20 protein-coding genes are annotated in these 19,809 nt (G+C 66.4%); 10 read left to right on the forward strand and 10 right to left on the reverse strand.

Annotation, left to right across the window (positions count from 1 at the left end; genetic code table 11):
* Positions 1-44: 44 nt before the first annotated feature.
* From Cocul_RS08690 to Cocul_RS08700, 3 genes are all read right to left on the reverse strand, one after another.
* On the reverse strand, positions 45-1,541 hold the full coding sequence (locus Cocul_RS08690; protein WP_055122886.1) for a GH32 C-terminal domain-containing protein: 1,497 nt from the start codon (positions 1,539-1,541) through the stop codon (positions 45-47).
* A gap of 44 nt (positions 1,542-1,585) precedes the next feature.
* The gene (gene budA / locus Cocul_RS08695; protein ID WP_055122887.1) at positions 1,586-2,326 is read right to left on the reverse strand and encodes an acetolactate decarboxylase; all 741 of its coding nucleotides are present in this window, start codon (positions 2,324-2,326) and stop codon (positions 1,586-1,588) included.
* A 65-nt stretch (positions 2,327-2,391) separates the two neighbouring features.
* Positions 2,392-3,066, reverse strand: coding sequence for an O-methyltransferase (locus Cocul_RS08700; protein WP_055122888.1), 675 nt, complete (start codon positions 3,064-3,066; stop codon positions 2,392-2,394).
* Between the two features lie 147 nt (positions 3,067-3,213).
* Between Cocul_RS08700 and sigE the strand changes: the two genes are divergently transcribed.
* From sigE to tatB, 3 genes are read left to right on the forward strand one after another with little or no spacing between them, the layout of a single operon-like run.
* Positions 3,214-3,855, forward strand: coding sequence for an RNA polymerase sigma factor SigE (gene sigE, locus Cocul_RS08705; protein ID WP_055122889.1), 642 nt, complete (start codon positions 3,214-3,216; stop codon positions 3,853-3,855).
* A 29-nt stretch (positions 3,856-3,884) separates the two neighbouring features.
* The gene (locus Cocul_RS08710) at positions 3,885-4,295 is read left to right on the forward strand and encodes an anti-sigma factor (protein WP_055122890.1); all 411 of its coding nucleotides are present in this window, start codon (positions 3,885-3,887) and stop codon (positions 4,293-4,295) included.
* A 7-nt stretch (positions 4,296-4,302) separates the two neighbouring features.
* Positions 4,303-4,782 carry a Sec-independent protein translocase subunit TatB gene (tatB, locus tag Cocul_RS08715; protein WP_055122891.1) on the forward strand — a complete coding sequence of 160 codons (480 nt, stop codon included), beginning with the start codon at positions 4,303-4,305 and terminating at the stop codon, positions 4,780-4,782.
* A gap of 15 nt (positions 4,783-4,797) precedes the next feature.
* Here the strand turns inward: tatB and Cocul_RS08720 are convergent, their stop codons facing one another.
* Genes Cocul_RS08720 through Cocul_RS08730 form a run of 3 tightly spaced genes read right to left on the reverse strand, consistent with a single transcriptional unit; the run spans position 4,798 to position 7,851 of the window.
* Positions 4,798-5,937, reverse strand: a complete 1,140-nt coding sequence (locus Cocul_RS08720; protein WP_055122892.1) for an Mrp/NBP35 family ATP-binding protein — start codon at positions 5,935-5,937, stop codon at positions 4,798-4,800.
* Positions 5,938-5,958: 21 nt separating this feature from the next.
* Positions 5,959-6,528, reverse strand: coding sequence for a DUF1003 domain-containing protein (locus tag Cocul_RS08725; protein WP_055122893.1), 570 nt, complete (start codon positions 6,526-6,528; stop codon positions 5,959-5,961).
* Positions 6,529-6,573: 45 nt separating this feature from the next.
* Positions 6,574-7,851, reverse strand: a complete 1,278-nt coding sequence (locus Cocul_RS08730) for a magnesium transporter MgtE N-terminal domain-containing protein (RefSeq protein ID WP_055122894.1) — start codon at positions 7,849-7,851, stop codon at positions 6,574-6,576.
* Positions 7,852-7,948: 97 nt separating this feature from the next.
* On the opposite strand from Cocul_RS08730, the gene Cocul_RS08735 reads away from it, so the two are divergent.
* Together Cocul_RS08735 and Cocul_RS08740 are read left to right on the forward strand one after the other, a co-directional pair.
* Positions 7,949-8,443 (forward strand): YflT domain-containing protein, encoded by a 495-nt coding sequence (locus Cocul_RS08735; RefSeq protein WP_055122895.1) that lies wholly within the window; start codon positions 7,949-7,951, stop codon positions 8,441-8,443.
* A gap of 39 nt (positions 8,444-8,482) precedes the next feature.
* On the forward strand, positions 8,483-9,208 hold the full coding sequence (locus tag Cocul_RS08740; protein WP_150114431.1) for a hypothetical protein: 726 nt from the start codon (positions 8,483-8,485) through the stop codon (positions 9,206-9,208).
* A gap of 66 nt (positions 9,209-9,274) precedes the next feature.
* Here Cocul_RS08740 and Cocul_RS08745 read toward each other — a convergent pair whose 3' ends face one another.
* The 3 genes from Cocul_RS08745 to Cocul_RS08755 all read right to left on the reverse strand — a co-directional run bounded on the left by Cocul_RS08745 (position 9,275) and on the right by Cocul_RS08755 (position 14,712).
* Positions 9,275-12,997, reverse strand: coding sequence for a multifunctional oxoglutarate decarboxylase/oxoglutarate dehydrogenase thiamine pyrophosphate-binding subunit/dihydrolipoyllysine-residue succinyltransferase subunit (locus Cocul_RS08745; RefSeq protein ID WP_055122897.1), 3,723 nt, complete (start codon positions 12,995-12,997; stop codon positions 9,275-9,277).
* 170 nt (positions 12,998-13,167) lie between these two features.
* Complete coding sequence (locus Cocul_RS08750) at positions 13,168-13,836, reverse strand: hypothetical protein (RefSeq protein WP_055122898.1); 669 nt, start codon at positions 13,834-13,836, stop codon at positions 13,168-13,170.
* A 42-nt stretch (positions 13,837-13,878) separates the two neighbouring features.
* On the reverse strand, positions 13,879-14,712 hold the full coding sequence (locus Cocul_RS08755; protein WP_055122899.1) for a shikimate 5-dehydrogenase: 834 nt from the start codon (positions 14,710-14,712) through the stop codon (positions 13,879-13,881).
* 140 nt (positions 14,713-14,852) lie between these two features.
* Between Cocul_RS08755 and Cocul_RS08760 the strand changes: the two genes are divergently transcribed.
* From Cocul_RS08760 to Cocul_RS08780, 5 genes are all read left to right on the forward strand, one after another.
* Complete coding sequence (locus tag Cocul_RS08760; RefSeq protein ID WP_055122900.1) at positions 14,853-15,605, forward strand: hypothetical protein; 753 nt, start codon at positions 14,853-14,855, stop codon at positions 15,603-15,605.
* Positions 15,602-16,522 (forward strand): nucleoside hydrolase, encoded by a 921-nt coding sequence (locus tag Cocul_RS08765; RefSeq protein WP_055122901.1) that lies wholly within the window; start codon positions 15,602-15,604, stop codon positions 16,520-16,522. Before Cocul_RS08760 ends, Cocul_RS08765 begins: the two co-directional genes overlap by 4 nt.
* Before the next feature lie 88 nt (positions 16,523-16,610).
* Positions 16,611-17,351, forward strand: a complete 741-nt coding sequence (locus Cocul_RS08770) for a hypothetical protein (RefSeq protein ID WP_055122902.1) — start codon at positions 16,611-16,613, stop codon at positions 17,349-17,351.
* A gap of 13 nt (positions 17,352-17,364) precedes the next feature.
* Positions 17,365-18,075, forward strand: a complete 711-nt coding sequence (locus Cocul_RS08775) for an energy-coupling factor transporter transmembrane component T family protein (protein WP_055122903.1) — start codon at positions 17,365-17,367, stop codon at positions 18,073-18,075.
* Entirely contained in the window at positions 18,072-19,220 is a 1,149-nt protein-coding gene (locus tag Cocul_RS08780; RefSeq protein ID WP_055122904.1) for an ATP-binding cassette domain-containing protein, read from the forward strand. Before Cocul_RS08775 ends, Cocul_RS08780 begins: the two co-directional genes overlap by 4 nt.
* Positions 19,221-19,232: 12 nt before the next feature.
* Here the strand turns inward: Cocul_RS08780 and Cocul_RS08785 are convergent, their stop codons facing one another.
* The gene (locus Cocul_RS08785) at positions 19,233-19,739 is read right to left on the reverse strand and encodes a hypothetical protein (protein WP_055122905.1); all 507 of its coding nucleotides are present in this window, start codon (positions 19,737-19,739) and stop codon (positions 19,233-19,235) included.
* Between the last annotated feature and the right edge of the window lie 70 nt (positions 19,740-19,809).

Here is a 19,809-nt window from a genome sequence, read left to right on the forward strand (position 1 = left end):
GGGAGGAGAAAAGAACAAGGAGAGCGGCGGCGGCCAGAGGGAGCCTAGAACTCCGCATCTAGTTCATCCTCGGCCCAGTCGGGCAGCCGCGAGGTATCCAGGGAACCCGCGGAGCGCTGGAAGCTGCGCTCCACCCGGGCGGAGCCGGATTCTTGCACGCGGATCTCGGAGCAGCCGCCCTCGATGTACACGCGGCTGGCCATGGAGACGGCCCCGCCGTCGGCAAAGACCTCCACCGTGGAGCCGTCCACGATGATGGTCAGGGAGTCGGAGTCTCCCTCCGCGAGGGGCGCGGAGGCCGGGGCGTCCCCGGTGTGATGAGGGTTCATGGAGCGATCCAGCACCAGCGTGGAGCCACGGTGAGAGATGCGGGCGGCGGGGGCCCCGGCGGCGTCGATAAGCTCCACCGTGACGGAGGAACCCTCGGGTACCTCGGACAGCCCCGTCCAGGATTGGGCGCGCTGGGTGTGCGTGATCTGTTCCACCAGTCCGGCGGCGGGGGTTTGGAAGAGCACCCCGCCCTGGAGGGTGGTCACGCGCGGGATGGACATGGCGTTGGCCCAGCCCTCGGTGGCCAGGCTGCGGTGGGTGGTGGGGTCGTCCAGGCGGCCCACGCCGTTGAGTTGGCCGACGATGGCCGCGCGGTCAAAGCGATCGTCCTCCTCCATCGTGCCGACGGTGAAGGTGGTGTTGCGCGGGCGGGTGAAGTCATGGCCGTAATCAATGCGGTTAAACGGGCTGCTCACGGTGAAAACGGCCTCGTGCAGGTGGCCCACCAGGTAGCCGGAGACGTCGATGCCCTCGCTTTCGAGGGTCACCAGCAAGACGTCGCGGATGCGGCCGTCTACCTCGTCGCGAAGGCGCAGGATGCGCGGGGAAACGATGCGGGCTTGCGGGTCGATCCCCGTGGCGCCCTCGAAGCGCAGCGCGCCCTGGAACAGCCACTCCTGGCCGTCCTGGGAGTGCAGCATGGCCAATCCGGGTTCCTCCATCGTGCCGGTCACCGCCAGCATGAGCCAACCCGCGTGCCCCTCGCTGCGATCCTCGTCGGTGACCCAGTCCGGCACCACGCAGGGGGAACGGAAGTTGACGATGCCCGCCTGCGCCCCCGTCTTATCGCCCACCACGGGCCCCAGGCGGCGCACCTGAGAATCCACGGCCAGGGGATCCTCGGAGAGATCGGCCGTGGTGGCGGGGAGATTATCTATGCGCGCCAGGTGAATCTCCGTGGTCTGGCGGGAGCCGTTCTGCTTGGTGACGGAGGTGAAGTAGAGGTTCAGCCCGCCGTCGATGGCGGCCACGGACCCCGCACGCACCGTGGATTCCCCCTCTGCGGGGGCCAGCACGTCATCGCACTCCTCCCACTCGTAGGGGGTGTCCTCGGAGAACTGATGGCCCCAGCGGGAGGGGGCCTCGGGGTGCGGGCGGTATTGGTGAAAGACGTGCCAGGTATCGCCGTCGAGGAGCACGGCGGCGGGGGCATCGAGCACTCCGGTCTCGGCGGTGAGGTGGAGTTCGGGACGGTAATGTTCGGTCCTCATGGTGGGAAACGCCTTTCGTGAATTGGGGGTGGTTAAGGGGACGGTTATTGCTTGATTTCGGTGGTGTGGATTTGGTGGTCTAAGTCCTCTGGGGCGAGCATGGCCCGGGAGAAATCGGTGGTGAGGGGAAGCCCCAGGGAGAGATCCGTGCCGGGGCATAATTCCACCACCCCGGAGGCCAGGGTGAAATCTAAAACATGCCCGCCCGTCTCGCGCCGGGAATCCAGGAAATGCACGTGGCAGCCGGGCACCCCGATTCCCTTTTCATACACCGGGGTGCGGAAGCCACCGATCACCCCCGTGACGTCGCGGAAACGCAATTCGGTGTCATCGCCGGTGGCCTCCACCATGGGGCGGTAGGGCCTAGATTGCTTGGTCACGGTGCGCACCGTGACCTCGCTAAACGTCCCGGTGATCCGCACCGCGTACATATAGTTCTCGCTGGGCTGGAGCTCGTCAATAAAACTCGCCAGTTCCGTGCGGCGCAGCCCCGGCGGGGGAGTGCCGGTGATGTGGGGAACAAAGTTGGTCATCACGGTGAACGGGGAGCGCTGATCCAGGGTGGCGCGCTGGGCGCTGCCATCGCCGCGTACCTGATAACACACCCCATCGAGCACAATCATTTCCCTGTCGAGGGCGTCAAAAGTGCCGATGCCAAAATTGCCGTGGCCGAGAAGCTCGCCCACGGTCATTTCACCATCGTAAATGCCGTCCAGAAGAGCCGTCATCAAAGAGTTCTGGAAAATGGTGTGCCGTTGTGAGGGAAAATGCCTTTCCGTTCCCATGCCGCCCGAGGATAGTCACGCCGGGGATTTCCTGCATGGGGGCGTGGTGGGAACCCGCGGAGAATCTAAGGAAGGCGCGTGACCAGCGTCATTCCGGCCCCGAAGGGGAGATGAGAGATGAGCGCCTGCTCGCCCAAGGAGCCCAGGTGCTCCTGGGCGGCGCGCGCGGCGACGGTGGCCTGATCCTTGCGGGAGGCATCGCCCACCGTGGCGTCGAGAAGCGCATCCGCGAGCACCAGCGTTCCCCCAGGCGTGAGCAGCGGCCAGGCGGCGTCGATGACCGCGCGCAGATCCACCGGATCGACCTCGGCATAGACGAGCTGATAGCTCGCCGGAGCCATGCGGGAGAGCACGTCAAGGGGCCGCGCGGGAAGGAAGCGGCCGCGCGCGGGGGGGAAGCCAGCCGCGCGGAAGGCCTCCTTGGCCTGGCGCTGGTGCTCGGCCTCCGGGTCGATGCAGGTCACGGTGCCCTGGCGGGGCATGCCGCGCAGCAGATACAGCCCCACCACCGCCAGGGCCGGGGTCAAGGCGATGGCTCCCGTGGGCTTCTCCCCGCCGGCGGCGGCCGTTAGCGTGCTCAGCACCATGCCGGTGAGGTGATCGGGGGCGCTGAGCCCGTACTCCTCGGCGTCGCGGCGGGCGGCGGCGATGGCCTTATCGACGCCCGCTTCCGCTCCCTCATCCTGGGAGGGGAGCGCGTTGATGAAGTCTCGGAGAGAATCGAAGGCTGTTTCAGTCACGCTTCACAGTTTAAGGGGCCGGGTTGCCGTGTTGGGGCAGGGCGCGCGGGGTGGAGCCGTGTCACCGCGCGGCGGTGGGAAGGCCTCACAGGGATCTCTACGGGGCCTCTATGGCCTTTGGGAGATCGGCTTGGCAAGATAGAGGCCATGATGACGCACGAACGCGACGATAACGCCATGCCTGCCGATACCGTGGAAGACACCGAGGCATTGACGGGCACCGCCGCGTTTGACGCCGGAACGGGGGACATGCCCTCCTGGGGGGAACTCGTGGCCGAGCACGCCGACAGCGTGTACCGTCTGGCCTACCGCCTCAGCGGCGATCAGCACGACGCCGAGGATCTCACCCAGGAGACCTTCATGCGCGTGTTCCGCTCCCTTAAGCACTACCAGCCGGGTACCTTCCGGGGCTGGCTGCACCGGATTACCACCAACCTCTTCCTGGACATGGTGCGTCACCGCAACAAGATCCGCATGGAGGCCCTGCCGGAGGACTACGAGCGCGTGCCGGGCACGGACATGACGCCCGAGCAGGCCTACCACGTCAACCACCTCAACCCCGTGCTTCAGGAGGCCCTGGATCAACTGGCCCCCGATTTCCGCGTGGCCGTGGTGCTCTGCGACGTGGTGGGCATGAGCTACGAGGAGATAGCCGACACCCTGGGCGTGAAGATGGGCACGGTGCGCTCGCGTATTCACCGGGGCCGCTCGCAGCTGCGCGCCAGCCTGGAAAACGCGGCGGAGGGAAGCGAGGACGCGCGGCTTTTGCTACCGATGGCGCAGCGCTAACCAAGGAAAAAGGGGTAGCGTTGAGCACCATGAGCTTTGATACACACGAGCGGGAGCACCGCGGCGGGCAGCCACGCAAGAAACGCCCCCGCGTTTTTGCCTCGGTGGATCATCTAAACCCCGAGGTTGTGGCGGCCTTCGTGGACGGCGAGCTATGCGACGTCGCCTTTCACCGCGCCCGCGTCCACCTCGTGCACTGCGGGGAATGCCGAGGGGAGGTTCACCGGCAGCGCCTCGCCGCCGAGGCCCTGCACCAGGCCAACTGGACCGCCGACGTCCGCCCGCCCCGCGAACTTCTGGGCAGGCTCCACGACATCGCCAAAGGGGCCTGCTTGCCGGGGCCCGGAGCCGAGGCGGTGCCGACGCCGCAGCCGGAGACGGTATTGGATAAGTTAGAGGTCTTTGTGCGCACCATGCGCAAGAACACTGGGCTGCGGTGATCGAGTAGTGTTTTCGAGCATCGGCTGGACGGAAATATTCGCGATCCTCATTCTGGGGCTCATCGTGATCGGCCCGGAGCGCCTGCCCGGGTTGATCCAGGACATCCGCGCCGCGATCTACGCGGCGCGGAAAGCCGTTCATAACGCCAAGGCGGAACTCAACGGAGACCTGGGGGCGGAGTTTGAGGAGCTGCGCAAGCCCATCTCCGAGGTGGCCAAGTGGCAGCGCATGGGGCCGCGCGCGGCGCTGACCAAGGCGCTTTTCGACGGAGACGAGGAGTTCATGGACTCCTTTGACCCCAAGAAGATCATGGCCCAAGACACCGAGGGGAAGGCGCACCGGCGCAAAAATGGGGAGTCCACGGGGACCGCAGCTCCCAGTGCCCCGGACACCCCAGCCCGCCCCGCCTCTGCGGCCGCACCCTCACATCGTCCGGCTCCCCCCGCCGCTACGGGCGGGGAGTTTAACTGGGCCGATATTATGTAGATACTTTCCCCGGTTTTACTTGGGGCCGTGCGTGACGCCCAAACCCAGGGGACGCCCGGCCAGGGATTGCCGCCGCACCGCCAACTTCTCCGCCAGGGCCGCGCAGGCCCGGCCGGCGGGGGAATCTGGCTCGCTCAACACCACCGGGGTTCCGGTATCCCCGTGCACGCGCAGCGCCGGGTCAAGGGGAATCTGCCCCAGCAGCGGCACGCTTCCCCCGGTGAGCGTGCTCAACCGGCTGGCCACCTTCTCGCCCCCGCCGGAGCCAAAGACCTCCATCGTGGAGCCATCGGGCAGCACCATCGCGGACATATTCTCGATCACCCCGGCCACTCGCTGCCGGGTCTGCTGGCTGATCGACCCCGCCCGCTCGGCCACCTCCGAGGCCGCGGCCTGCGGCGTGGTCACGATGAGCAGTTCCGCGTTGGGCACCAACTGCGCCACCGAGATCGCCACGTCACCCGTGCCGGGGGGCAGATCGAGGAGCAGCACGTCCAGATCACCCCAGAACACATCGCTGAGGAACTGCTGGATAGCGCGGTGCAGCATGGGGCCGCGCCACACCACTGGGGCGTTGCCCTCCACGAACTGTCCGATGGAGATGAACTTCACCCCGTGGGCGATCGGCGGGAGAATCATATCCTCCTCCATCACGGTGGGGGACTGATCCGAGCCCATCAGGTGCGGCACCGAGTGACCATAGATATCGGCGTCCACGATACCCACGCGCAGGCCCTTGGCGGCAAGACCCGCTGCCAGGTTCACGGTCACGGAGGACTTCCCCACCCCGCCCTTGCCGGAGGCCACCGCGAATACCCGGGTGGTGGATTCCGGCTGGGCAAAGGGGATCACCGGCTCGCTGCCGGAGCCGCGCAGGGTGGCGCGCAGCTGGCGGCGCTGCTCGTCACTCATCACATCCGTGGTGACCACCACGGACTCCACGCCGGGAAGCTCGGCCACCGCAGCGCGGGTATTGGTTTGCAGGGTGTCCCGCATGGGGCAGCCCGCGATGGTGAGATAAATCTCCACGGCCACCTCATTGCCGTCAATGGCGATGGACTTCACCATGCCCAGCTCCGTGATGGGCTTGCCCAGTTCCGGGTCCTCCACGCGGGAGAGCGCCTTGCGTACTTCAGATTCGCTCAGGGTAGACATCACCTCACACCTTACTCCCCGCTAGGGGCGGGCCTCCTCGCTCAGATCGCCCTGGGTGGGCTCGCGGAGATCGGCCGGGGAATCCATGGCCTGGGCGGCGGCGTCATCAAGTTTGGCCTCGATGCGCTCCAGCAGGGCGTGCACGTCCTCTAACTCGTGGCGCAGGTAATCACGAGAGACCATGTCGCCCACCGCCAGGCGCACGCCGGCGAGTTCCCGAGCCAGGAACTCCGTATCGGCCTTGGTCTGCTCCGCGCGGCGGCGATCGTTGTTGAGCGTGATTTTATCGCGGTCCTCCTGGCGGTTCTGGGCCAGAAGAATCAGCGGGGCGGCGTAGGCCGCCTGGGTGGAAAAGGCAAGGTTGAGCAGGATGAAGGGATAGGCGTCCCAGTTCCACCAGAAGCCACCGACGTTGAGGGCGATCCACACGATCACGATCACGGTCTGCCACATGAGGTATTTACCCGTGCCAAAAAAGCGGGCGACCTTTTCCGCCATCGCCCCCACGGCATCATCGTTGATGTTGAGGAACTTGCGCTGGGGCCTGGCCACCGGGGTATCGAGGAAGTGAATACGCTCGCGCTCAGCCATGATGGGTCTCCTTGGGGCGTGAGGGGGAAGTATGAGTGGAGTGGTTTAGCCGCGATGAGCTGGGCGAAGGCCGTGCTCGCGCCAGTTTTCCGGAAGCAGGTGATCGAGCAGATCGTCCACGGCCACGGCGCCGAGCAGATGATTATCCTCGTCGATCACCGGGCCGCACACCAGGTTATAGGTGGCAAAGTACCGGGCGGCGGTTTCTTGATCGTCGTCGGCATACAGCGGCGGGAGATCGGGATCGAGGATCCCCGAGATGAGCGTGGACGGGGGCTCGCGGAGGAGCTTTTGCAGATGGACGCAGCCCAGATACCGCCCCGTGGGGGTGGCCGTGGGCGGGCGCACCACGAAGATGAGGGAGGCCAGGGAGGTGGGCAGCTCGGGATCGCGGGCGAGCGCCAGGGCCTCGGCCACGGTGGTTTGAGGGCTGAGGATCAAAGGCTCCGGGGTCATGAGCGCGCCCACGGTGTCCGGGGAGAAACTCATCAGGCGGCGCACCGGGGCGGACTCCTCCGGGTCCATGAGTTCCAGCAGCACCTCGGCGGTGTTATCGGGAAGCTCCTGGAGGATGTCGGCGGCGTCGTCCGGGTCCATCTCTTCGAGCACATCGGCGGCGCGCTCGATGTCGAGGGTTTCGAGGAGTTCCGCCTGGCGCTCGTCGGGCATTTCTTGCAGGACGTCGGCCAGGCGGTCGTCGTCAAGCTCGTTAGCCAGCTGATTACGCTGCGTGGAGGGCAGGGAATGGAGATAATTGGCCACGTCCGCCGGGCGCATGTCCTCGAAGGAGGCGATGGTATCGGCCAGGTTATCGGAGCGGCCCACGCCCGCGGCCGTGATGCCGTGAACGTACTGCCAGCCCACGGTGAAGAGTTCCCGGGACCGGAAGCCCTGGCGTGCGCCGAACACGGCCACGCGGGAGAGCACCCAATCACGGGTGCGGGTGCGCTCCAACTCCACGTCCGCGATCTCCACCGCGCGCCCGTGCAAATGTTCTAACTCCGGCTCGTCCGTGTGTATTTTCGAGCCCACCAGATCGCCCATCACGGTGAGTTCCCCGGTGCGGGGCTGGAAGGAACGCATGGATACCGATCCCGTGGCCAGGGTGATGTCACCTGGCTCGATGGCCGCGATGCGCAGCATGGGGACAAAGATCTTGCGCTTGTTGACCAACTCCACCACCAGGCCCAGGGCGCGGGAGGTGTGGCCCTCGGGGCGGATGTTGACCACCACGTCACGCACCCGGCCGATGGCGTCCATGTCTGGGCCGCGCACCACCATGCCGGAAAGCCTGCCGGAATATACGCGGGTGACTGCACTCATAGATGCAGAGTCTACCGCAGGGGTGGGCCGGGGGAACTTTTGTTCCTCTGGCGGCGTTGAAGTGCGTGAACAGGAAAAACACAGAAGGACTTTTACCGTGACCACACCGCAATCAGCCCTAAACCCGTACCAGCGTCCCTCCGGTTGGCCGGTGGGCAGCTTTGATAGCTATGACCAGGCGCAAAAGGCCGTGGATACCCTCTCCGACGAGAACTTCCCCGTGGAGAAACTCACCATCGTGGGCGTGGATCTCATGCAGGTGGAATCCGTCACCGGCAGGCTCACCTGGGGCCGCGTGATCGGCGGCGGCGCTCTCTCCGGCGCCTGGATAGGCATCTTCATCGGACTGCTGCTGGGCATCTTTGAATCGAACTTTTTATCCCCCATCCTCACCGGCATCGTGATGGGCGTGTTCTTTGGCATCATCATGGCGGCGGTGCCCTACGCCATGAGCCGAGGGCAGCGGGACTTCACCTCCGCCACCAGGATCGTGGCGGGGCGTTACGACGTCCTCTGCGAGCCGCAGCTGGCACCCCAGGCGCGCGACGCCATCGCTGGGATGAACCTGGGCACCGCCCCGCGGGTAGAATAACCCCCGGACGATAAAACCGAGGCGGGTAAACTACGCGGCATGACACGCCGCGCCGCCTCTTCGCCCCGTTTTTCTGGCTCTCGTGCCCTAGCGCGCAGGGGCGTTGTCGTCCCCCTCATCGCGCCCGTCGTGGCGCTTGCCTGCGTTGCTTGCTCCGCTGCGGAACCGGAAAACCCCGAGGCGCAGCAGGAAACGCCGGGTGTGGTTCACATCGCGGCCGCCAGCGACTCCGTGGAGCAACAAGCCCTCGCGCATCTCTACCGCTTGGCGATGGCGGAGGAAAACGTGGCCGCCACCGTGGACACGCAGGAGCGCAGGGGAGAGGATCGCCTCGAATGGCTGCGCGATCCGGCGGTGGACATGGTGGTGGGCTGCACCGGGGAATTGCTCACGCACTCCTCGCCCCGGCAGGCGGCGGAACTCGCGGAGCAGCTTGAGGGAGGAGAGAGCAACCCCAACTCCCAGGAGGGACTGCAACTCACGTATGAGACCGTGATGGGCACCCTGGGCTACGAATACGGCGTGCCTGATCCTTCCCCGGCCCAGGGCTGCGCGCGGGACGTGGCGGAGGGAGAGGTGCTGCCGCAGAACATCCTGCCGGTGTTCTGCAAGCTGAGCGTGGGCCGGGAGGGGCTCAAAGAGATGAATCGCCTCACCCGCTTGATTACCACGCACGATGTGGAAACCCTGGTGGAGGAGGCGGAGGAATCGGGGGACGTCGCGGCCACGGCGGAGCAATGGTACCGGGATAACGCCACGATCTAGGGCGTTGCGCGAATAAAGTTAAGGGGCCGGAGAGAAAATCTCTCCGGCCCCTTATGAGGGGTGGGGTTACTTCCCAAACACCTCGTTAATCAACTGCTCCTGCTCCGCCTGGTGCACCTTGGCGATGCCGGTGGCGGTGGAGGACTGCGCGCGGCGCGATACGCGACGCATGGGCAGCAGATCGGGGATCAACTCCGGCAGGTGCTCGTGGAGGAACGGCCACGGGCCCTGGTTGGCGGGCTCGTCCTGGCAGAACACGATCTCCTGGGCGTTCGGGTAGCAGGCGAAGGCCTCGCGCAGGCGATTAAAGGGGATCGGGTGCAGCATTTCCACGCGCACGATCGCCACGTCCTCGCGCTTGTCCTTGGCGCGGCGCTTCTCCAACTCCCAGTAGAGCTTGCCGGAGACCAACAAGATGGTGCGCACCTTCTCGGTATCACCCACCGCAGCACCGGAAAGATCAACCTTATTGGGATCGTTGATCACGGAGCGGAAGGAGGTAACCTCCGTGAACTCCTCCGGCGCGGACACCGCAGCCTTGTTGCGCAGCATGGACTTCGGGGTGAACACCACCAGCGGGCGCTTCATGGTGCCCAGCGCGTGACGGCGCAGGAGGTGGAAGTAGTTGGCCGGGGTGGAGGGCTGCGCGATGGTCATGGAGCCCTCGGCGGCCAATTGCAGGAAGCGTTCAATGCGGGCGGAGGAGTGATCCGGCCCCTGGCCCTCGTAGCCGTGGGGGAGGAGCAGCACCACGGAGGACAGCTGACCCCACTTGGCCTCCCCGGAGGAGACATACTCGTCAATGATGGTCTGAGCGCCGTTGGCAAAGTCACCGAACTGCGCCTCCCAGGCCACCACGGCGTCCGGATTACCCACGGAGTAGCCGTACTCGAAGCCCATGCCGGCGTACTCCGTCAGCGCGGAGTTGTACACGAGGAATCGGCCGCCCTGACCCTTGGCAGCGGCGAGATCGGCCAGGGGATTGGCCTCCTGGCCGGTATGGGGGTCAAAGAGCACGGCGTGGCGCTGGGTGAAGGTGCCGCGGCGGGAATCCTCACCGGCCAGGCGCACCAGCTTGCCGGAGTTCGCCAGGGAGGAGAAGGCGATGAGCTCGGCCCAACCCCAGTCGATGCCGCCTTCGCGGACGGAGGCGGCGCGCTGCTCGGCCACCTTCTTTACGCGGCGGTGGAACTCAAAGCCCTCGGCAGGCTTGGCGTAGGCCTCGCCGATCTCTACCAGCTCGGAGCGGCTGATGGAGGTGTCCAGGCCGCGGGTGAGCTGCTGGGAGGAGGTGATGCCGGTCTGCTCCTGGGTGCCCTTCTTCTCTCCCTCCTTGACCTCGTTGAACACGGATTCCATCTGGTCGTGGAAGTCGCGCGCGGCGGCCTCGGCTTCCTCGGTGTTGAGATCACCGCGCCCGATGAGATCCTCGGTGTACTGGGCGCGCACGGAGGGGCGGTTGTCGATCTGGGCGTACATCGTGGGCTGCGTCATCGAGGGATCATCGGCCTCGTTGTGGCCCCGGCGGCGGTAGCAGATGAGGTCGATAAAGACGTCCTTGCCAAAGCGGCGGCGGTACTCGGTGGCCAGGTTACCCACCCACACCACGGCCTCGGGGTCGTCGCCGTTGACGTGGAACACCGGGCAATCGTAGGCCTTGGCCAGGTCGGTGGAGTAGTAGGAGGAACGGCTGGAATCCGGGGTGGTGGTGAAGCCGATCTGGTTGTTGACCACCACGTGCACGGTGCCGCCCACGGTATAGCCGCGCAATTGTGCGAGGTTGAGCGTTTCCTGGACGATGCCGAGGCCGGCGAAGGAGGCGTCGCCGTGCAGCATGAGCGGCATGACGGAGTAGCCGTCCTCGCCCTTATCCAGGATGTCCTGCTTGGCGCGGGCGATGCCCTCCATCACCGGATCCACGGCCTCCAGGTGGGAGGGATTGGCGGTGAGGGTGATCTTGATCTCTCCGTCGCCGAACATCTGGAGGTGCTCGCCCTCGGCGCCGAGGTGATACTTCACGTCACCGGAGCCGCCGATCTGGCCCTGCTGCATGTTGCCCTCAAACTCGTTGAAGATCTGGGCGAGGGGCTTGCCCACGATGTTGAAGAGCACGTTGAGGCGGCCGCGGTGCGGCATGCCGATGACCACCTCATCGAGGCCCTGGCCCGCGGCGGTGTCGATGGAGGCATCCATGAGCGGAATGAGGGATTCCGCGCCCTCCAGGGAGAAGCGCTTTTGGCCCACGTACTTGGTTTGCAGGAAGTTCTCAAAGGCCTCGGCGGCGTTGAGCTTCTGCAAGATGTACTTCTGCTCGGCGGTGGTGGGCTTGGGCATACCGGCCTCCAGGCGATCCTGAAGCCAGTGGCGCTCGTCCTTGTCCATGATGTGCATGTACTCGGAGCCCACCTTGAGGGTGTAGGCGGCGCGCAGGCGGGAAAGCACCTCGCGCAGGGTCATGGTCTCCTTGCCACCGAAGCCGCCGACGTTGAAGATGCGATCCAGGTCCCAGATGGTCAGGCCGTGGGACTCGATGTTGAGGTCGCTGTGATCCGGCACCGGCAGGCCCGGCTGCTGCCAGTGCAACGGGTTGGTGTCCGCGATGAGGTGACCGCGCGAGCGGTAGGCCTCGATGAGCTGAATCACGCGGGTGTTCTTGTCGATGCCCTGGTTGGGCACGTCCTGGGCCCAGCGCATGGGGGAGTAGGGGATCCCCATGGCCTCGAAGATCTCATCGTAGAACTCGTCGTCCACTAGCAGGCGGGACATCTCGCGCAGGAACTCGCCGGATTCTGCGCCCTGGATCACGCGGTGATCGTAGGTGGAGGTGATGGTGACGAGCTTGCCCACGCCCAGCTCCGCCAGGCGATCGGTGGATGCCCCGGCGAACTCCGCGGGGTAATCCATCGCACCCACGCCGATGATGGTGCCCTGGCCCTTGGTCAGGCGGGGAATGGAGTGGCGGGTGCCGATGCCGCCGGGGTTGGTCAGGGAGATGGTCACGCCCTGGAAGTCATCCATCGTGAGTTTGTTCTTGCGCGAACGTGCCACGATGTCCTCGTAGGCCTCCACGAAGTCGTGGAAGTTCATCTTTTCCGTTTCCTTGATGGCCGCCACCACGAGGGCGCGGGCACCATCTTTCTGCGGAAGGTCGATGGCCAGGCCCAGGTTAATGTGCTCGGGGTTGACCACGGTGGGCTTGCCGGCGTCGTTAAGCTCATAGCGCACGTTCATCGAGGGATGAATCTGGGTGGCCTTGACGAGCGCCCAGCCGATGATATGGGTGAAGGAGATCTTGCCGCCGCTGGTGCGGCGCAAGTGATCGTTGATGATGGCGCGGTTTTCAAACATGAGCCGGGCGGGCATGTCGCGCACCGTGGTGGCCGTGGGAATCGTCAGGGATTCCTCCATGTTTTTGGCGATCGCCTTAAACGTGCCCTTCAGGGGCGCGGAGCCGGCCTCGGGGAGATCCTTAATGTCCGCGAGCGGGGAAACCGGCTTGGTGCGCACCGGCTTGGGCCGATCGGGGGAACCGCTGCGCGGAACTCGGGAACCGGGGGCCTTGGTGGGCGTCGCGGGAGCGGAGGTATCCCCCGAGCCGCCGTTGTGGTCGCGTGTATCGCTGACTGCGGTGGCGGGTTTCGCGGCGGGTTCTTCCGGGGCCGGGGTGCCTGCTTGCTTGGCGAAGAGATCGCGCCATTCCTGATCCACGGACTGCGGGTTCTTCTGCCACTGCTGGTACATCTGGTCAACCAGCCACTGGTTTTGGCCGAAGTTGCTAGCGCTGCTCACGGCAGTTACTCGCCTCATTTCATTGATGGGTTGTACTCGCGTACTCGACTTTAACCATCTACTGTAATGATCTTTGAAAATGTCTGGGGTACACTCCGTCATGAGGGCGGTCCTCGCACGTCATAGCGGGGGTAGCCTCCCCCAAATGTGGGGATTGTGAACAGAACTTTTTAGGCTTTCAGCTCCGCGAGGGCCTCCCGGGTGTGCCGAATCATGCGCTTGGCGATCTTGCGGTTGGCCAGCAATCCCACCACCGCTCCGATGCCCAGCGGCATGAGCTTGCCCACCCAGGCCCCGGCCATCTTCTTGGTGGTGCGGTTGAGCACGGTGCGCAGGAGGCGATTATTAATCTGCCCCAGCGCGGAACCGGAGAGGCGGGAGACGCTGGGAATGGAAAGCCGATCGGTGCCGGCCGGCAGGAGCGCGTCCACCACGGCGGTGCCCGAGGCCCCCAGCAGGCACATCATCACGATCATGCGGCGGCGCTCGGGATCGTGAATATCCACCCCCTGCGCGTGGGCGCTGGCCACGGCGTAGAAAGCGGCGGCGTCCAGAAACACCAGGGACTCGGCGCTCAGCGCGGCGGCCCCGGTGAGCAGACCCACGCCGGGGATGGCGGCCGCCCCGCCCGCGGACGCCCCGGAGCCGGAGACCAGCCGCAGGAAGTGCTTGTCCAACGTTTCCTGAATCTCCTCGGTGGAGGCCTGGGGGTGCTTGCGGCGGAGGCGACCGACGTAGGCCTCAATGGTGGAGGCCTGAATCCGCACCGCGCGGTCAAGGCCCGTGACCAGGGCGCGGGCGGCGGGATTGCGGGGAGCCTCGGCGGACAGATCGGACATGCGGTGCTTCTCCTTAAGATAAATCGTGGTGGGCTGGTGAGGCTAGGCCGTGGCGTCGAGAGCCTCCTGGGAGGCCGCGTATTCCTCGGCCGCGCGCACCTGCGCGGGGGTGGGGGTGATCCCGGTGTAGAGCGCGAACTGCTCCGCCGCCTGGAGCGCGATGATCTCCCCACCGTGAATGACGGGCAGCCCCAGCGTGCGGGAGCGGCAGATCAGCGGGGTGGTCACCGGCATGGCCACGGCGTCGCAGACCGCCTGGGCGTGGGCGAGGTCGGCGTCGCTAAACGCCTGCGTACTTTCCTCGGGCCCGCGCATGCCCAGGGGCGTGACGTTGACGAGGAAGGCGGCCTCTCCCGGCACCTCGGTGGAATACTCCCACCCTAGCCGGGACGCGAGGCGGGTGCCGGTGAGATGATTGCGGGCCACGATGGTGCCGTGGAAGCCGGCGTCGGACAGGGCGGTGGCCACGGCGGAGGCCATGCCGCCGGAGCCGCGCAGCGCCACGGGAAGCGCGGGATCGATCCGGTGCGTTTCCACCAGGGACTTCACCGCGAGGTAATCGGTGTTATAGCCGGTAAGGTGGCCGCCCTCGTTGACGATGGTGTTGACGGATTCCAGCCGCTCGGCAGAGGGATCCAGGGAATCCAGCAGCGGTATGACCTCCTGCTTGTACGGCATGGAGACTCCGGCCCCGCGGATTCCCAAACCCCGGATCCCCACCACGGCGGCGGTGATGTCCTCCGGAGCGATGGATTTATAGAAGTAATTGAGCCCCAACTGGGCATAGAGCCAGTTGTGGAAGCGCACGCCGTGGTTGGAGGGGCGCGCCGCCAGGGAGATGCAGAGCGTGGTGTCGCGATCAACGAGGTTTACCATGCCCTCCACCGTAGAGCACCGGGGAAGACGGGCGGGTTGAGGCGCATGAACTGGGTAAACGCGAGTAACAGGCGTGGGTGCGGCAAGCGGGCTAGGCTGGTGCGTGTTCAATCCTCGTCGTTGGGAAGGTAGGCAAGACCATGAGCTTCTTTGAGGACATCGCCGCCGCGCTTGATGCCGATGGCATCGAGTCCCGCGTGGGGGGCGAGGTGCTTTTTGTTCCCATCACCTCCGAGGTGGAGATCCAGTTCGTGGAGATCGACGCCCTGCTGCCCGCCGCCAACGTGTACATCGCCGCCGCCGACGTGGACGAGGACGACGAGGACTTCGAGGCCGTGCTCGTCTCCGTGGTGTTTTCGGTGGAGGACGCCGTGGACACCGTGGCCCACCACATCGCCACCGATCAGGTGGTCACCGTCCTGCGCGATCTCCTGGAGGGCACCGACGAGCGGATCGGTGACCTGGAGTTCTATCAAGACGCCCTGGAACCCAATCTGGTGCGCGCCGAGGTGGCGGAGAACTCCGAGGTGCAGGTGTTCGTGGAGCTTATCGACGGTCGCCCCACCGCGCGCGTGAGCTTCATCAGCGCGGGAGAGACCTTCGACGATCTGGTGGATCAGGCCATCGAGGAACTGTGGGAGTCCGATGGTGAGGCCATGCTCAACGAGGAGGATCGCCAGCGCCTCTTTGACACCATCGGTGAGGGGGCCGACCTGGGCGAGGAGGAGGTTTTGGAGCTCGGTGAGTTCACGGACTTTGATCGCCTCTTCGACGTGCTTTCCCTCGCCGTGGATCAGGCTGAGAGCTGGGAGGAACAACTCCTTCCCTTCGACGACGAGGACTACGGTGATGAAGAATACGAAGAAGAGGAGTACGGGGAGGAGGAAGAATAGTCCCCCAGATCCTCCTGGACTGCGATACCGGGATTGATGATGCCCTGGCGCTGATGTACCTCGCCGCCCTCCACCGCGCCGGGGAGATAGAGCTATGCGCGGTGACCTGCACGGCGGGCAATACCACGGCGGCGCAGGCGGCGATCAATAGCCGCTACATCCTGCGCCGCTGCGGGGTGACGGACGTGCCCGTGGCGGCGGGTGAGGCGGCCCCGATCGCCGTGGATCTGGTGACCACACCGGAAACGCACGGCCCCACGGGCCTGGGCTACCTTCGAGCCCCGGAGATGGCGCCGGAAGACGGCAACCAGACCTGGCGTGACCTGTGGGCGGGCTATCCTCGGGCGCACGTGATGGTGGTGGGCCCCGCCACCCACCTGGCGCTGTGGGGAGCGCGCGAGCAGGTCACGCTCATGGGCGGGGCGTACTTTTATCCCGGCAACACCACCCCCACCGCGGAGTGGAACTCCTGGGTGGATCCGCACGCCGCCAAGCGGGCCTTCGCCCAGGCCACAGCCCCCATCACCGTGTGCTCCCTGGGGGTGACGGAGCGGTTTACCCTCGATCCCTCCTCCCTTGACGCCGTGGTGGCGGCCCTGGGGAGCGCGGGTATCGCCCGTGACCTGCCGGAACTCCTGCGTTTTTACTTTGAGTTTCATCGGGATCAGGGCGAGGGCTATCTGGCACAGATCCACGATCTCTTTTCCTGCATGATCGGGCTGGGTACCGTCGCCTCGCGGGTGCGGCTCACGCGGATAGACGTTGAGGCGCAGTCCCCGTTGCTGCGGGGCACCACGGTGGCGGATGCCCGGGGGCACTGGGGGCTGCCGCCCAACGCGCTGCTGATCGAGGAAGCCGATGTGGACGGCGCGCACCGGGAGCTGCTGCGCGCGGCGGCACTGCTGCGGGAATGTTAGGGTATTGGCTGAAAATACGTGAGCACCACCCCGAGGTGACATAGGGGCGGGGCTCCTCTTGCGTCTGCACAAGGGAGTTTCCTCGCCGATGAGTCTGTCACGCCGTTTCCTCGCCCTCGCGGGCGTGGTCTGCATCGCTGCTACCTGGCTGTATCTGGTTCTCGCCCGCCCGGCCGATTGGGAATCGGTGGGTGGCTCCGCGCCAGCGCTGATGACCCTGGCCGGATACGTGGGCGGGGCGGCGCTCCTGCTGGCGGCCACGCTGCCCGAGGTGCCCGCGCGCACGCTGCCCTTGATCCCGATGGCCCTGGTGCTCAACATCGTGGTGGGGGAGGTCGTGGGCAGCGTGGGCGTGCCGTTGTACCTGGACTCCCTGGGCACCGTCCTGGTGGCGGCCCTGGCCGGGCCGCTGGTGGGGGTGGCCACGGGCACCCTGAGTTCCGTGGTGTGGGGCCTGATTAATCCCGCGGCGCTGCCCTTCGCGGCGGCGAGCGCGCTGGTGGGGGGCCTGGCCGGCTGGGTGTTCAACAACAAGAAGGTGGTGCGCACCTGGTGGGCCACGGTGCTGTCTGGAGCGCTGGTGGGAATCGTGTGCGGCATGGTGGCGGCCCCGGTGGCGGCCTTCGTGTACGGCGGCACCGCCGGGGTGGGCACGGGGGCGCTGGTTTCCGCCTTCCGGGCGATGGGCAATAGCCTGCTGGGCTCTGTGACCTTGCAGTCCTTTATTTCCGATCCCCTGGATAAGGCCCTGGTTTTCCTGCTGGTGCGCCAGACCATCGGGGCCTTGCCTCGGCGCACGGTGGCGCAACTGCGGGGCGCGGGTGACTAGGACGCGGCCGAGGGTGCACCCCCTCACGAGCCTTTCCCTGGCCGCCGGTGCGTGGATACTGGTGGTGGGGATCAATTCCTTCTGGGTTTCCGTGGCCTGCATCCTCCTGGCCTGGGGGTATGCCGCGGCGGCGACGGTGTGGGAGGGATCGCCTTTGCGTCGGGTGAGCCGCGTGCCCCTGTGGGGTGCGGCGCTCAGCGCGCCGGTGGCCGCCTCGATGATTCTTATCCATGCCCCGCACGGGCAGCACCGCGTAGCGCCGCTTCTGACTAGCGACGGCCTCCTGGTGGCCGCAGAGCTCACCGTGCGCTTCCTCGCTTTGGTGACGGTAGTGCTGGCCGCCACCGTTTCCTTTCGGGTGGCCGACCTCGCCAAGGCGCTCCAGACCGCGAAGGTACCGGCCTCCCTCGGATACGTGGTGGGGGCCACGCTCCACCTGGCCCCGGAGGCTCGCGCCTCGATAAGAAGAATCAGGGAGGCTAACGCCCTGGCGGGGCGATCCACGCGGGGGTGGGCGATCTTTCCTCGGGTGGTGGTGCCGCTGATGACCACCCTGATGGTGCGGGCCGCGCACAGCGCGGAGACCCTAGAAACGCTCGGGGTAGGGCGCAAGGGGCCGCGAACGGTGCTGTGCCCGGTGCCGGATTCCGGGGCGCAGCGGCTCATCCGGTGGCTCGCCCCGTGGGTGTGCGTCGCCGTGGTGGCGGGAGGATACCTACTATGAGCGCGGCGGCTGGGGAATTAGCGGAGCGATACCTGCTTCCGGGGAGAATCACGCAGGTGGTGGGGGATTCCGGTAGCGGCCTGACCACGCTGGCGCGCGAGGTCACCGCTGCGCAGGGGGCGGGGGTGCTGGTGGCGCAGGACGTGGAAGGGGCCCTGAGCGGCCTGCGCGAGACCGTGAGGGAAGAGGTGGCCTTTGGCCTGGAGCAGCGCGGGGTGTCCCGAGAGCGCATGAGCAACGCGGTGGAAGAGGTGCTGGCGCGCCTGGGGTTGAGCGATCTGGCGTGGGCGAACCCGGAGACGCTATCGGGTGGGCAGACACGCAGGCTGGCGCTGGCGAGGACGGCGGTGCTCGCGGCCGAGGACACCACGGGGATCACGGCCATGATCTGCGATGATCCCCTGGCCGGGCTCGATGCACAATCGCGCCGGGCCGTGGTGCGGCTGTGCCGTGATCTGGCGCGCCGTGGCCGGGCCCTCCTGCTGGTGGGATATGAGGCGGCGCCGGAGTTGCCGGGGCCGGTGCTGTGGTGGGATGGAGCGGAGTTGCATGACCGGGCTCCGCAGCGAAGCCTCACGCTTCCGCCTTCCGTGGCGCCGGGTTCTCGGCGCGAGCGCTTTCGGGGCGTGCAGGTGCGGCGCGGAGAGCGCTTCCGCAGCGGTCCTCACGATCTCTCCGTGCTCTGTGGCGGGGTGACCTGGGTGCGCGGCCCCAACGGGGCGGGAAAGACCTCCCTGTTGCGGGCCATCGCCGGGCTCGATGGCGGCTCGCCCACCGTTCCTACGGGCAGGGTGGCCCTGGCCGTTCAGTGCAGCCGGGATCAGGTGCTGGATACGCAGGCGGAGCGCATGGTGGGGCGGGCCCGGGTGTGTGAGCGCTGGGGAATAGACCCGCAGGTGCACCCCCTCGACCTGGGCGCCAGCGATCTGCGTTGCGTGCAGGTGCTGGGGGCGGCGGAGTTGGGCCGCCGGGTGCTTGCCCTGGACGAACCGGACGTGGGGTGTGACGGCCCAGGCAAGCAGCGCCTGCATCAGATCGTGGCCGAGTATATTGGTGCCGGAATGGCGGTGGTGATGACCTGCCACGATAGCGCCTTCATGGAGCAGGTGGCCCGCTACGCCCAGGTGGAAACCTACGATCTGTGAGGAGCGGCCGGATCAGGCAGCGGAGGCCTCGGTGAAGAGGGAGGACGGGGAGTCGAGCGGGAAGAAGCGGCCGTCCACGCACCAGCGGTAGGTGGGCGCGGATTCCCCGGGGAATTCATGCACCGCCGTGATCGTCCCCTCGGGCAGAAGCGCGCGTACCCACGCCTCCGCGGCGGCGGGGTGGACGGGGAGGCCGTCGGCCCGGCTAAACCGCAGGCTGAGTAGGTAGGCGGCCTCGTGGTGGGGATTGAAACCGCGAATCCGGGCGCGGGCGCGCGGCCCCATGCGATGCCGGCTCAACGCCACGTTGAGTTCCCCGCCGGAGAGGGGATCGGGCAGACGCTGCACCGGCGGCCGCCACAACGATTGCCCGGATTGCCTGCGGGCGAGGCAGCGCGGATGGCGCATGATAGCGCGGAGGCGGGCGAGGAGATCGCTGTGGTGCTCCCGCAGGTATTGCGCCAGCGTGACGCTGAGGTCGGGATGGGTGAGGGGGGTGACGGTGCCGATTTTCTTCATGAGATGAACCATAGGGGGAGGAGGGGACGGGAAGGAGAGAATTGGGGAACTTATGTTCTAATAATACCGT

This window comes from Corynebacterium oculi (assembly GCF_001412105.1).
GTDB classification, from domain to species: domain Bacteria; phylum Actinomycetota; class Actinomycetes; order Mycobacteriales; family Mycobacteriaceae; genus Corynebacterium; species Corynebacterium oculi.